The sequence below is a fragment of the Streptomyces platensis genome (genome assembly GCF_008704855.1).
Taxonomy (GTDB): domain Bacteria; phylum Actinomycetota; class Actinomycetes; order Streptomycetales; family Streptomycetaceae; genus Streptomyces; species Streptomyces platensis.
Genome location: NZ_CP023691.1, coordinates 7,960,945 through 7,974,194, shown reverse-complemented (window position 1 = coordinate 7,974,194; position 13,250 = coordinate 7,960,945). Strand labels below are relative to the sequence as shown.

Below are 13,250 nucleotides of genomic sequence, written 5' to 3'. Positions count from 1 at the left end.
CCGCTGTATTCGCGCCCTTGTAAGGCGCGGCTGCGGATGCCGGACCTGAGACAACGACGGCAGCGGCGACCGTGATGAGCACGGCGGATAACGCAACGGTTCTGTGCAACGGAACTCCCTGATCCGAAAGGTGACATGGCCAGCTTCGCCATGTGCTCGGCCACAGCCGTCCTCGCCGGCTTCGATGCCGACACCACTTGCCACACACGACACACCACATGGGCCAATGGTTGTAGACGGCCGGCGGCGGCACCGCCGACTCAGGACATGCGGTCCGGTAAGAAGCCCGGCTGTTGCAACATCTCGAAGGGTGCGGGCTCGAAATCATCGACGGCGAGGAGACCTACGGGTACGCCATCACCCGTCAGCTGAACGAGCTCAGCTTCGCCGACGTCGTCGAGGGGACGGTGTACACCATGGTAGGAGCGACTGGTCCCTGACGTCGGTCACCTCGCGTCGAAGGGACTCTGACGCTGGTCGGGCTGCTGATGGGTAGTACTGGGTATGCGGTCGCCCCCGTGGCGGCGCACTCTACATCGCGGAGGTGCAGATGACACAGTGTCCCGGGGCGACCCCGTACCCGATCTCGCCCGCAGTACAGGAAGCGTACGGTCCGACGGATCTCAGCTCGATGTCCCTGTTCGGTGGGGGGTTCATCAACTTCGGCTACTGGCAGGACATCGACCTCGGCCGGCCGCTGACCGAAGACGACCGGATCAGCAGCCAACAGGCCATGTACCGCCACGTGCTCGCCGCCTTGGCGCCCGTAGAGGGGCCGCGGGTCCTGGAGGTCGGATCCGGTCTGGGGGTCGGCTGCGCCGTTGCGCTCGAGGAGTACGGCTTCGCGCACGTCACCGGCATGGACATCCATCCGCAGCAGCTCAAGCGGGCTGAACAAACCAACGCCGATCTGTTGGCCCGCCGCCCCGAACAGCTGCGCTTCGCACACGGAGCAGCCGAAAGCATGCCGTTCGCGGAGGGAGAGTTCGACTGCCTGTACAGCGTGGAAGCCGCCCAGCACTTCCGTGACCTCGACGCGTTCGCCCAGGAGGCCGCACGCGTGCTGCGGCCCGGCGGCCGCGCCGTCATCGCCAGCTTCTTCGTCCCCGACGCCGACCTGGCCGGACCCGAGCGGCTGGCCGAACTGCTCGACACCTACAGCACCGGCCTGGACGTCGCACACACCATCCCGCAGCTCACCGGCAGCCTCGAACGGGCCGGTCTGACCGGGGTCCGCGCCACCGCGATCGGGGCGTCGGTATGGCCGGGCTGGGACCGCTGGCTGGCTCGCATGTGGGAGCCCGGCACCTGGCCTCGCAACTTCCTGCGGGCCTACCGTGAAGGCACCCTCGACTACTTCACGGTCACCGCACAACGACCCATGCCATGACCCGGCGGTCAGCCTCAGAGCGTTCTCCCTGTTCAGGAAAGCATGAGACGCCCGAAAGCACCCTGATTCCCAAGCTCAGAACGCAGGACTTCGATTCCCCGCTCCACCGCGAGGCGGGACATCACTTGACATTTGGGAGGACCGTGGCGCGGCCGACGCTCATGTAGGTGAAGCCGGCAGAGGCCATCGCGTGGGGGTCGAGGACGTTCCGGCCGTCGAAGAGGAGCCGGCGGCGCATGCAGCGGCCCGCTGCGGACCAGTCGACGGTCTTGAGTTCCGGCCACTCCGTCACCACGATGGCGGCGTCCGCACCGAGCATGGTCTCGGCAGGAGTGGAGTGGCGCGCGGTCGCCTTCCACGGGGCGGCGTCGGCCGGCCTGATGCGCGTACTGAACGTCCGTCACCCGGCAAGGTCCACTCGTCGGTCAAGGTGCTTGCACCGCCTCCGGCTCCTCTGGCCACTGCCGTCGCCGCCGCGCAAAACGGCTGGCACGTGATCTCCACCAGGCGCGCCACCCCCAAAAGGGGGCGCACTGCGGACGGCAGCCGAGGAAGCCGGAGTCACCGTCGAGGTCTGGGCGCTGAATGTGACCGACCCGGCCTCGGTCGAGTCGTGCCCAGCCGACCTCGACCGGCGAGTCAGGGGGACCGTGACCAGTGTGGGCGGCGTGATCGGCCGGCCCCGCCTGGGAAGCGGGGTCTGCACCGGCCGGGGCTGAACCGTCGCGAGCGGCGCAGCGGAATCGTGGCCCCTGGCGTCGCTCAGGCAGCCAAGCCCTCCTGCCGCACTGTGTTCACACAGATGCGAAGGGTGAGGCATCGAAGCGCCGGCGCCCCGTGTATGCCGCTGTGATGCCACCCGCAGGGGCGCTGCCCGCATGTCAGCGCACGGTAAGGGGCGCGTCAGCCCACCGCTGAAGGATTGCTCGTGTCCGCATCCAAGGAGCACGAGTACTGGGAGGCGGGGGAGATGAGTGACACGGTGAACACAGCACTTCGCGTGGACGGCTCCGCGCTCGATGCCGTCCGTTGGGAATGCGGCCGGGCGTCGCCCCCGGCGCAGCGCGCTCCGGCCCGGCCGTTGCGGGCCGTGGACCACGTCGGGAGGACCGCTCCCCGGGCCGTGCTGGCCGGGCCCTCGCGCGAGCCGTTCGTGCGGACCTGCCGCGACTTCGCGACGCAGGTGCTCAGCCGCTGGGGCGTTGCGGGAACGGCGCGGGACTCCGCCGTGCTGGTCCTCGACGAGCTCGCGGTGAATGCCGTCCAGCACGGCCACGCCGACACCACGGTCGTCCTGAGCCGGGTCGGGGACATCCTCGTGGTCTCGGTCGCCGACTCCGGGGCCGCGGTGCCCCATTCCCGGGACGACACGGACAGCGATGAGCACGGACGCGGTCTGGCGATCATCGAGTTCCTCACGGAGTGGACCGAGGTGCACCACACCACGGCGGGGCGTCGGGTGTGCGCGGCTCTGCGTCTTTGACGGGACCTGCGGCAACCGGGTCGAGCCCGTCGGCCGGGGGACTCCACGTCGTCAGTCACATGTCAGTGCCGCGTCAGCGCTTTCTCAGGCCGATCCTGACGATAGGCGTATCAGGTCGTGCTCGCCCTGCACCGGTCACCGAGGGGCCGGCGGGCTGCTGACCCCGAATGGGAGGTCGAACATGGCGGTGTCTCCGGTCATTCTCAACCTGCGGCGCTGGATAAGCGACAACATCGATCACTTTCAACCGCCCGTGGGAAACAGGGAGTTGTGGAAGGAGGGATCGCAATTCATTTTCATGGTGTCCCACGGGCCCAACTCACGCAACGACTTCCACATCAGCCCGAGCGATGAAATCTTCTATCAGCTCACCGGGGACATTCGTGTCGACTATCGGGACGAGAACGGATTCATCGAGAGCGTGACCGTCCGCGAAGGCGATGTCTTTCTGATGCCCGCGATGGTGCCGCACTGCCCGCTGCGGCCCGCCGGGACCTGGGGAGCGGTCATCCAGCGGGTGCGCACCGAGCAGGAGCCCGATTGCATCCTCTGGTACTGCAAAGGCTGCGGGGACCGGCTCAACGAGACATGGTTCGGCCTGTCGGACATCGAGGTCCAGGTCAAGGCCGCCATCGAACGGTTCAACGGCAGCGCGGAACTGCGGACCTGTGCGAACTGCGGCGCCGTGCACGAGGTCGCCGGGCCGTTCGTGATGCCCCGAAGTGCCGCGGAAGGCGGCCGTAGCCGGAAGGGAGAGCGTGGCCATGGCGCGTAGTCAGGGAAATGACGATGGTCAGGGAAGGCACGGTCAGGACAGCCGGGGCGTCGTCGCCGATCAGGCGGTGCCGCGGGGCAGGTATCCGCATGTCCGGCGGGTCGGCGACTTCGTCTTCGTCTCGGGCATCAGTTCACGCCGCGCGGACAACACACATATCGGTGCGGAATCCGATGAGTTCGGCACGGTGACGCTGGATATCCGCGCACAGACCCGCGCGGTGATCGAGAACATCGCCCGGATACTGAGCGCCGAGGGATCGGGGCTCACCGACATCGTCGATGTCACCAGTTTCCTGGTCAGCATGAACGACTTCGCTGGATACAACGAGACCTATGCGGAGTTCTTCGATTTCGACGGCCCCACCCGTACCACCGTGGCCGTCCATCAACTCCCGCACCCGCACCTCCTGATCGAGATGAAGGTCATCGCCTTCAGTCCGGCCGAGGGCTCGCGGTAATACATCCCACGCAGCAACGAAGGAGGATCGATCACATGGGTGCGCGCACTGCACAGGAATATCTCCAGGGCCTCAGGGACGGCAGAGAGGTCTGGATCGGCGGGGAATCGGTCAAGGACGTCACCTCCCACCCCGCCCTGCGCCGCGGGGCGAGTTCGCTCGGCGGCTGGCTCGGCCGGCAGCACGAAGCGGAGCTACGGGACGTTCTCACCTTTCCCTCCCCCGAGTCCGGTGAGCACGTCGGAATGTCCTTCCTGCGCCCCGAGACGCGGGATGATCTGGGCAAGCGTTCCGCCGCCTTCCTGGAAAGCGCACGATGGAGTGGCGGAATGCTGGGACGCACGCCCGACTACCTCAATTCCTCGGTCATGGCGCTGGCTTCGGCCTCGGAGTTCTTCACCGCGGTCAACCCCGAGTTCGGCCGGAACATCCAGGCGTACTTCCGCCATCTGCGGGAGAACGACGTCGTGCTCACCCACACCCTGGTGAATCCGTCGGTCAACCGGCGGCTCACCGATCAGGGCATCCCCAGCTCACAGGTCGCCCTCCAGATCGTCCGGCACACCGACCGCGGCATCGTGGTGCGCGGGGCGCGACTTCTCGCCACGCTCGGCCCGCTGGCCGACGAACTCCTGGTGTTCCCGTCCACCTCGCTCAAGGACGACCCGTCGTCGACCCGTTACGCCTTCGCGTTCGCCGTGCCCTGCGCCACCCCGGGCCTGCGCTTTCTGTGCCGGGACAGCTACGACACGGGCCGGCCGGTCTTCGACGCCCCGCTCTCCGCGCGGTTCGAGGAGATGGACGCCGTCGTCGTGTTCGACGATGTCGAGGTCCCCTGGGAGCGGATCTTCCTCCTGGAGGACCCGTCCTCGTGCAACTCGGTGCATTCCGCGACAAATTCACTGATCCACATGATGCACCAGGTCGTCTGCAAGAACATCGCGAAAGCCGAGTTCATGGTGGGGCTGCTGTGCGCCATGACCTCGGCCAACCAGCGTGACCGCGCCCCGCAGACACAGGCGCAGATCGCCGAGGCGATGTGTGTGGTGGAACTGATGAAGGCCTGCCTGACCGCGAGCGAGGCCAACGCCAGGCCCGACCAGTGGGGCACGATGACGCCGGACCGGATGCCGCTGGACGCCGCCCGCAACGTCTTCCCGCAGCAGTACCAGCGGTTGGTCGAGCTGGTCCAGCTCCTCGGCTCCAGCTCGCTGATGGCCACCCCCGCGCAAGCCGACCTGACCTCGGCAATCGCCGGTGACATCGAGACCTACTTCGCTCTGGAGAACCTCGAATCCCCACAGCGCATCGGGTTGTTCCGACTCGCCCAGGACGTCGCCGTATCGGGCTTCGGCGCCCGGCAGGCGCTCTACGAGCGCTTCTTCTTCGGCGCGCCGGAACGAGTGGCGAGCATGCTGTTCCAGGCGTACGACAAGGAACCCCTCACCAGGAGGATCTTCGACCTCCTCGGCCGCCCGGACGGCTTCGCCGAGGGGCAGCGGGACACCGTTTCGGGGGCCCGTGATGGACGCTGACTCCTTCCGCCGGGCGCTGGGCACCTTCCCCAGCGGCGTGACGATTGTGACCACCACCGACGCGGACGGCGAGGCCTGGGGCATCACCGCCAGCGCCTTCTGTTCCGTGTCCCTGTCGCCGCCACTGGTGCTGTTCTGTCCGGCGGTGTCGGCACGCTCCCACGACCTGCTGCGCGGGGCCGAGCGGTACGCGATCAACGTGCTGCGGCCGGAGCACCGCACGCTCGCCCTGCGGTTCGCGACGGCCGGCGCCGACAAGTTCGCGCGGGCCGGATTCCGCACCGAAAGCGGAGTTCCCGTCCTCTCCAGCGCGCTGGCCACTCTGGTCTGCCGGGCATCCGCCCGGTACGACGCCGGCGACCACAGCATCCTCGTCGGCGAGGTCGAGAGCGTCCATGTGCAGGAGGGGCTGCCGCTGTTGTACTTCGACCGCGAATTCCGCGAGCTGTCCCCCGCACCGCTCCTCGCGCCACCCGGCCGGGTGGACCGCTACCGCGACCGGCCGCTGCTTGACGCGGACGGTGCTGACGGAAGCCATGCCGCGTGACAAAGGGGCCGCTGACCGGCGGTGTTACCCTTTTCGCATGCGAGTTCAGCTGCTCGGCCGGCTGGAAGTCCACGAGGCAGAACGACTGGTTCCGCTCGAAGGGCCGCGGCAGCGGACCTTGCTCGCCCTGCTGGCGCTGCACAGCGGAATGGTGGTCTCGACCGACCGCATCCTCGCCGAGGTCTGGGGCGAGGACTCGCCCTCACACCCGGCGAACACGATCCAGGCTCAGATCTCGCGGCTCCGGGCGCTGCTGGGCAGCAAGCGGATCGTGACCGCGAGCGGTGGCTACCGGCTGGACGTGGACCGCGAAGACGTCGACGTCTACCGGTTCGAGGCCCTGGTGGCGGCCGGACGCACGGCTCAGAGGTCCGGTGAGCCGACGGCCGCTGCCGCCACCCTGTCCGAGGCGCTCGCCCTCTGGCGCGGTCCCGCCCTGGCCGATGTCCTGGACATGGGCTTCGCCCGGAGCGAAGCCGGCCGGCTCGACGAGCTGCGGCTCATCGCTCTGGAGAGCCGCATCGAGGCGGACCTCGCCGTGGGCCGCCATGCCGAGGTCATCCCGGAGCTGTCCGCTCTCACCGAGGCACACCCGCTCCGGGAGCGCTTCTGCGCCCTGCTCATGACCGCTCTGTACCGCGCCGGCCGCCAGGCCGAAGCCCTGCGCGTGTTCCGGCAGACCCGCGCCCACCTCGTCGACGAGCTGGCGGTCGACCCTGGCGAGGAACTCCAGCGGCTGGAGCAGCGGATCCTGATCCACGACGCGGGCCTGCTCGGGCCCGCCTCCTCCCCGGCCGCCCCGGCGGCGGCCCCGGCCGCGCGCACCACGGGCAATCTCCGAGCGCCCCTGACGAGCTTCGTCGGACGTCGCGACCTGCTCGACCAGGTGCGGCAGTTCATCCGTTCCTGGCGGCTGGTCACCCTGACCGGGGCCGGCGGGACCGGGAAGACCCGCCTGGCCCTGGAAGCGGCCGACGCCGCCGGCCTGGCGCTGCCCGACGGCGTGTGGGTGGTGGAACTGGCGCCGGTCTCCGAACCGGACCGGGTGGCCGGCGCGGTCCTCCAGGCACTCGACGTCAGGTCGCAACCGTCCACCACCATGCAGGCGGCGCCCGCTCCGGGCACCGTTCGGCCCGCCGTCGAGCGTCTGCGGCAATACCTCCGGGACAAACAGCTGCTGCTGGTGCTGGACAACTGCGAACACCTCGTCGAGACGGTCGCCGAGCTGGCGGAAGCACTGCTGCGGGACTGCGGACGGCTGCGCATCGTCACCACCAGCCGGGAGCCGCTCGGGGTCCCCGGGGAGATGCAGCTGCCCGTACCGCCCATGCGCTACCCGGGTCCCGCCGAGGAGGACCCCGAGGCCATCGCCGGTTACGAAGCGGTACAGCTCTTCGAGGAGCGCGCCCGTGCCGTCAGTCCCGGCTTCCGCCTCACCGAAGGGAACGCCGTACAGGCCGCGGAGATCTGCCGGCGACTGGACGGCGTTCCGCTGGCGATCGAACTCGCCGCCGCCCGCACCAAGACCATGTCACCCACGGAGATCACCCACGACCTGGCCGACCGCTTCAGTCTGCTGACCGGAGGTTCCCGCACCGTGACCGCGCGCCACCGCACCCTGGCGGCGATGGTCGACTGGAGCTACGAGCTGCTGTCCCCGGCGGAGCGGGCGGTCCTCGACCGGCTCTCGGTGTTCTCGGGCGGATTCACCGTGGACGCAGCGGCGGCGGTCTGCGCCGACCTGCCGGAGACGGCCCCGGCGGCCGTGCGGGACTGCCTCGACCGCCTGGTCAACAAGTCCCTGGTCACCGCCGAAGTGGCCACGGGCGACCAGGCGCGTTTCGAGATGCTGGAGACGATCCGGGAGTACGGCACCGCACGGCTGCATGCCACCGGCGACTACGGCAAGGTACGGGACCAGCACGCCGCGTACTTCCTCGCGGTCGCCGAGGAGGGCGGCCGGGCGGTCCGGGGGCCCGAACAGCCCGTCTGGCTCGCCACCCTGCAACGCGAGACGGGAAATCTCGACACCGCACTGGACTGGCTGCTCGGACGGGAGGAGGCCGAGCCGGCGCAGCGGATGGCGGGCGCACTCGCCTGGTACTGGTGGATCCGTGCCGAGCATCAGAGCGGCACCCGGCGACTCCTCGCCGCCCTGGAGCTGGACGGCCGCGAAACCTCGCCCACGGTCCATGCCCTCGCGCTCGCCTGGGCGTCCCATCTCGCGCAGAACGCACACGACCTCGGTGCCGCCGTGCGCCTCGGCCGCAGGGCCCTGGACGTCGGGACCGCGGCCGGCAGCTCCGACTCCGATCTCGCCCTCGCCTCGGCCTTTCTGGCGCACGCGCTGATGCGCCAGGGGGAGCACGAGGAGGCCGCAGCCCATATCGCCCGTGCCTTCGACGGGCTGGACGAGGACACCGACCACTGGGTGCTGGCGAGTTCGTACCTCGTCGCCGGACTCGGTGCCTTCTGGCAGGGCCATGGGGAACGCGCCACCGAGCTGTTCACCGACGCCCTGACGCACTACCGCCGCAGCGGCGACCAATGGGGAGTGCTGCGCGCGCTGTTCCGCCTCGGTGCGGTCAGTGAATGCCGCGGCCGCTACGAGGAGGCGACGGCGCTCGCCGACGAGGGGCTCGCCCTGGCCCGGCGCCTCGGGCTGGCGGAGATGGTCGCGGCACGGCTGGCCGACCTGGGACGGCTGGCCGTCCTCCGCGGCGAGCCGGACGCCGCCCGTGACCTGTTGCACGAGTCGTTGAACACCGCTGCCTGGGTCGGTGCCGAGGAGCCCGCCGCCAGTGCCCGTAACAGTCTGGGCATCCTCGTGCGCGCCGAGAAGGATCTGGAACGGGCCGGTGCCCTGCACACCAGCGCGCTGGAGTCCTATGAGCGCATGGCCCTGTCCAGGGAGGCGGGGATGTCCCGTATCTGTCTGGGCCTGGTGCTGGTCGATCTCGGGAAGACGGCGCAGGCGCGGGAGTGCTTCGAGGGCGCCGTCACCACCGGCGAGTCGGTGCACGACCCCTGGTTGCTGGCCATGGGTCTCGAAGCCCTGGCCCGGGCGGTCTGCCGGACCGACCGGCAGCGCGCCGCCGGCCTGCTGGCCCGGGCACGGCAGATCCGCGAGGAGACGGGGATGCCCACTCCGGCCTGGCTGGCCGACGACGTGAAGCGCGCCGTCAAGGCCGTGGAGAGCTGAGGCGGACACCCCCTACGGCGCGACCCCCACCGACGCCGAACCAAGTGACTCGATCACCGTCCGCACCTGCGCCCCCGGGCCCAGCGGAACGGCCGCGGTGGCACCGCCGGCGAGTACCACCCACCCCGCCCGCAGCGGCATCCCGGCCCGACCGGTCAGCTGTGCCGCGGCGACCAGCGAACGCCATGGGTCCCCGAGGATCGCCGCGGTGGCCCCGGCCTCGGCGAGCCGGCCGTCCACCTCCAGGAGCACACCGAGGCAGTCCAGCGACGGCGGCACGGGCCGCCAGGCGCCGAGGACGAATCCGGCCGCGGAGGCGTTGTCGGCCACCACATCCGCCAGGGTGAAGCGGAAGTCCGCGTACCGCGAGTCGATGATCTCCAAGGCGGGGGCGACCGCGGTCACCGCCGAGGCGATCGTCTCCGGGGGTGCGCCGACAGATATGTCCTGTCCGATCAGGAACGCGACCTCGGGCTCGACCCGCGGATGGATGTAGTGGTCCGGCGCGATCCGGTCGCCCTCCGGAACCAGCATGGCGCTGGTCAAACGGCCCCAGATGACCTCGTCCACGCCCATCTGCGCCATCTTCTGCCGGCTGGTGAAGCCCATCTTCACCCCCACCAGTCGTTCGCCGCGGTCCAGCCGCCGGGCGACGGCCAGCTCCTGCACCGCGTACGCCTCCGCGACGCTCAGCGGGGCCTCTTGTGAGGGCTGCGAGGTGACCTCACCCCGCCGGGCCGCCTCATCGAGCCGCGCGGCCAGTCTTTCCCTGGGAGTCCGTTCACTCATGTCGACCTCTCACCCCTCGTCCACGGTGTGTGCCGGTTCGGCGCGGTCGCGGGCCAGGTCGAGCGCCACGTCCACGATCATGTCCTCCTGTCCGCCCACCATCGCCCGTCGGCCCACCTCGACGAGGATCGAGCGGGCGTCCACCCCGTACCGGCTCGCGGCGCGTTCGGCGTGGCGGAGGAAGCTCGAATAGACCCCGGCATAGCCGACCGCCAGGGTCTCCCGGTCCACTCGGACCGGACGGTCCTGCAGCGGCCGGACGAGTTCGTCCGCGGCGTCCATGAGCGGGAAGAGCTGACAGCCGTGCTGCCAGCCCATCAGGGTGGCCGTGGCGACGAAGACCTCCAGCGGAGCGTTGCCCGCTCCCGCGCCCTGGCCCGCCAGCGCGGCGTCCACCCGGCGGGCGCCGTGTTCGACGGCCACCACGCTGTTGGCGACGCCCAGGGAGAGGTTGTGGTGGGCGTGGATCCCGATCTCGGTCTCCGGTCGCAGCACCTCACGGTAGGCACTGACCCGCGCGGCGACCTCGTCCATCGTCAGCCGTCCCGCGGAATCGGTGACATAGACGCAGTGCGCACCGTAGGACTCCATCAGCCGGGCCTGCTCCGCGAGGACCGCCGGCGGAGCCTGGTGCGACATCATCAGGAAACCGGCCACGTCCATACCGTGCTCCCGCGCCCAGGAGATGTGCTGGGCGGCGATGTCCGCCTCGGTGCAGTGCGTGGCGACGCGGACGCTGCGCACCCCCAGTTCGTGGGCCTGTTGAAGATCGGCGATGGTGCCGATGCCCGGCAGCAGCAGCGTCGTCAGCCGCGCCCGGGTGAGCGTCTCGGCGGCGGCCGCGATCCACTCGGCGTCGGTGTGGGCGCCGTGACCATAGTTCACGCTGGAGCCGGCCAAACCGTCCCCGTGCGCGATCTCGATCGCGTCGACCCCGGCCCGGTCCAACGCCCCGGCGATCAGCCGCACTTGATCCAGGCGGTACCGGTGTGCGATGGCATGCATGCCGTCGCGGAGCGTCACGTCCTGGATGTAGAGGTCCCGGCCGCTTTCCTTCGCCGCTACTGAATTCACCGTGCTCACCTGGCCGCCGCCTTTCTCCGGAGTTCCACCAGGCGCTCGGCCGTACGCACCGCGGCGGACGTCATGATGTCCAGGTTTCCGGCGTACTCGGGCAGGAAATGCCCGGCCCCGGATACTTCGAGGAAGACCGATACCTGGAGGCCCGTGAAGGAGTCACCGAGTGCGGGAACACGCCGGGGATGCTCGACGCGCTCGAACTGCACCGCCTGCTTCAGCCGATAGCCGGGGACATACGCACGGACGGCGGACACCGCGGCCTCCACCGAGGCGCTGATCGCCTCCGCATCCCCGTCCGGGCACAGGCAGTGCACGGTGTCCCGCATGATCATCGGTGGTTCGGCCGGGTTGAGGATGATGATCGCTTTCCCCCGGCGGGCGCCGCCCACCTGCTCGATGGCGCGCGCGGTCGTCTCCGTGAACTCGTCGATGTTGGCCCGGGTTCCGGGGCCGGCCGACCGCGAGGCGATGGTGGCCACGATTTCGGCGTACGCCACGGGTGCCACGGCATTCACCGCGGCCACGACGGGGATCGTGGCCTGGCCGCCGCAGGTGACCATGTTGAGGTTCTGGACGTCGAGTTGGTCGAGATTGACGCTCGGCACCACATAAGGGCCGAGTGCGGCAGGTGTGACATCGATGAGGGTCTTTCCATGAGGGCTCAGCACCGCCGCGTTGTGCAGGTGCGCGCGGGCGGAGGTCGCATCGAAGACGATCTCGATCTCCTCGGCCCCGGGCAGTCCGATCAGTCCCTCGGCGCCCGACGTGGTGGTCGGGATGCCCAGCCGACGAGCGCGCGCCAGCCCTTCCGACGCGGGGTCGATCCCCGCCATGGCGGCCATCCGCAGACTGCTCGACTGCCGGAGGATCTTGAACATCAGGTCGGTGCCGATGTTGCCGGACCCGAGAACGGCGACCGGTACTGTCATGAGTGCCTTCCCTTCGCGAACGCCGCTCGTACCGAACCGAGCCCGGAGACGTGTGCTTCGTAGACGGTTCCGGGCACGACGCGGACCATGGGGCCGAGGGCACCGGAGAGGACCACATCGCCGGCGGCGAGCGGATGGCCGGTCCGGGCCAGTCGGCGGGCGAGCCAGGTCACGGCGTTCACCGGGTGTCCCAGGCACGCCGCGCCGGCTCCGACGGACAGGGGTTCACCCCCGGTCGTCAGTACCGCTCCGCTCTCCCGCAGGTCCAGTCCCTCCAGACGGCGCGGGGACCCGCCCAGCAGAAACCGGCCGCTGGAGGCGTTGTCGGCGACCGTGTCGACGATGTCGATGTCCCAGGCGGCGACCCGTGAGTCGACCACTTCGATCGCCGTGACCACATAGGCGGTCGCACGCAGTACGTCGGCCGTCGTCGTCCACTCCTCGGCAAGGCCGGTTTCCAGGACGAAGGCGACCTCTACCTCGATGCGCGGGTCGATCAGGCGGGTGAGATCGATTTCCTCGGTGTCGCCCACCGCCATATCGCCGAACAGCACCCCGAAATCCGGCTGGTCGACACCCAGCTGCTGCTGAACCGCCGGTGAGGTCAGTCCGATCTTGCGCCCGACGAGCCGTCGTCCCTCGGACAGCGAGCGCCGTGTGTTCGCTTCCTGAACCGCGTATGCGGCCTCGATATCGCCGGCACTCAGCAGTGCGCGGACCGGTTCACACGGCAGATTGCTCACCCGCGCGTTCCAGAGCCGTTGCGCCGCTTCCGCGATGCCGTCGTCATCAGTGCTCGGGAGCATGCTGAGGGGCCCCTTTCGGCAATTCCCTGGCCGCCCGGGTTCACGGACCGGGCGCCGGACAGCCACACCCTGCTGCCCGGCTCTGTTGCCGGTCTGACATGGCGCTGACGGAGCGGGCCGAGCGCGCGGCCGGGCACGTCAGCCCGCCGTCAGGCGCACCTCAGCCAGGGGGCCGAGCCTTGTCGCCACTCTCCGCACGAGCAGCGGCCACGGACGGATCGCGCCGACGTGGCCGCGGGTTCCCGGGTCAAGAA

General features: G+C 69.7%; 12 protein-coding genes and 1 pseudogene. 8 read left to right on the top strand and 5 right to left on the bottom strand.

Features of this window, described 5'->3' with window-relative positions; genetic code table 11:
- Positions 1-290: 290 nt before the first annotated feature.
- Positions 291-422 (top strand): annotated as a pseudogene (locus tag CP981_RS35210) (helix-turn-helix transcriptional regulator); the annotation flags it as partial.
- Between the two features lie 209 nt (positions 423-631).
- On the top strand, positions 632-1,390 hold the full coding sequence (locus CP981_RS35205) for a class I SAM-dependent methyltransferase (protein WP_244329938.1): 759 nt from the start codon (positions 632-634) through the stop codon (positions 1,388-1,390).
- A gap of 121 nt (positions 1,391-1,511) precedes the next feature.
- On the opposite strand, the gene CP981_RS35200 is transcribed toward CP981_RS35205, so the two are convergent.
- Complete coding sequence (locus tag CP981_RS35200; protein WP_280117074.1) at positions 1,512-1,772, bottom strand: UDP binding domain-containing protein; 261 nt, start codon at positions 1,770-1,772, stop codon at positions 1,512-1,514.
- Between the two features lie 546 nt (positions 1,773-2,318).
- On the opposite strand from CP981_RS35200, the gene CP981_RS35195 reads away from it, so the two are divergent.
- From CP981_RS35195 to CP981_RS35170, 6 genes are all read left to right on the top strand, one after another.
- Entirely contained in the window at positions 2,319-2,873 is a 555-nt protein-coding gene (locus tag CP981_RS35195; RefSeq protein ID WP_085922158.1) for an ATP-binding protein, read from the top strand.
- 181 nt (positions 2,874-3,054) lie between these two features.
- Positions 3,055-3,648 carry a 3-hydroxyanthranilate 3,4-dioxygenase gene (gene nbaC, locus CP981_RS35190; protein WP_085922159.1) on the top strand — a complete coding sequence of 198 codons (594 nt, stop codon included), beginning with the start codon at positions 3,055-3,057 and terminating at the stop codon, positions 3,646-3,648.
- Positions 3,638-4,108 carry a RidA family protein gene (locus CP981_RS35185; protein WP_085922423.1) on the top strand — a complete coding sequence of 157 codons (471 nt, stop codon included), beginning with the start codon at positions 3,638-3,640 and terminating at the stop codon, positions 4,106-4,108. The genes nbaC and CP981_RS35185 overlap by 11 nt, the downstream gene beginning before the upstream one ends.
- A 35-nt stretch (positions 4,109-4,143) precedes the next feature.
- Entirely contained in the window at positions 4,144-5,643 is a 1,500-nt protein-coding gene (hpaB, locus tag CP981_RS35180) for a 4-hydroxyphenylacetate 3-monooxygenase, oxygenase component (protein ID WP_085922160.1), read from the top strand.
- Positions 5,633-6,190, top strand: a complete 558-nt coding sequence (locus CP981_RS35175) for a flavin reductase family protein (protein WP_085922161.1) — start codon at positions 5,633-5,635, stop codon at positions 6,188-6,190. The genes hpaB and CP981_RS35175 overlap by 11 nt, the downstream gene beginning before the upstream one ends.
- Positions 6,191-6,227: 37 nt before the next feature.
- A complete protein-coding gene (locus CP981_RS35170; RefSeq protein ID WP_158092601.1) occupies positions 6,228-9,392 on the top strand; it encodes an AfsR/SARP family transcriptional regulator in 3,165 nt (1,054 codons plus the stop codon).
- A gap of 12 nt (positions 9,393-9,404) precedes the next feature.
- Here CP981_RS35170 and CP981_RS35165 read toward each other — a convergent pair whose 3' ends face one another.
- From CP981_RS35165 to CP981_RS35150, 4 genes are read right to left on the bottom strand one after another with little or no spacing between them, the layout of a single operon-like run.
- Positions 9,405-10,181 carry a 2-keto-4-pentenoate hydratase gene (locus tag CP981_RS35165; RefSeq protein ID WP_085922163.1) on the bottom strand — a complete coding sequence of 259 codons (777 nt, stop codon included), beginning with the start codon at positions 10,179-10,181 and terminating at the stop codon, positions 9,405-9,407.
- Positions 10,182-10,190: 9 nt separating this feature from the next.
- Positions 10,191-11,264, bottom strand: a complete 1,074-nt coding sequence (gene dmpG, locus CP981_RS35160; RefSeq protein WP_280117059.1) for a 4-hydroxy-2-oxovalerate aldolase — start codon at positions 11,262-11,264, stop codon at positions 10,191-10,193.
- Complete coding sequence (locus CP981_RS35155) at positions 11,261-12,190, bottom strand: acetaldehyde dehydrogenase (acetylating) (RefSeq protein WP_085922164.1); 930 nt, start codon at positions 12,188-12,190, stop codon at positions 11,261-11,263. Before CP981_RS35155 ends, dmpG begins: the two co-directional genes overlap by 4 nt.
- Complete coding sequence (locus CP981_RS35150; RefSeq protein WP_085922165.1) at positions 12,187-12,996, bottom strand: 2-keto-4-pentenoate hydratase; 810 nt, start codon at positions 12,994-12,996, stop codon at positions 12,187-12,189. Before CP981_RS35150 ends, CP981_RS35155 begins: the two co-directional genes overlap by 4 nt.
- Positions 12,997-13,250: the final 254 nt, after the last annotated feature.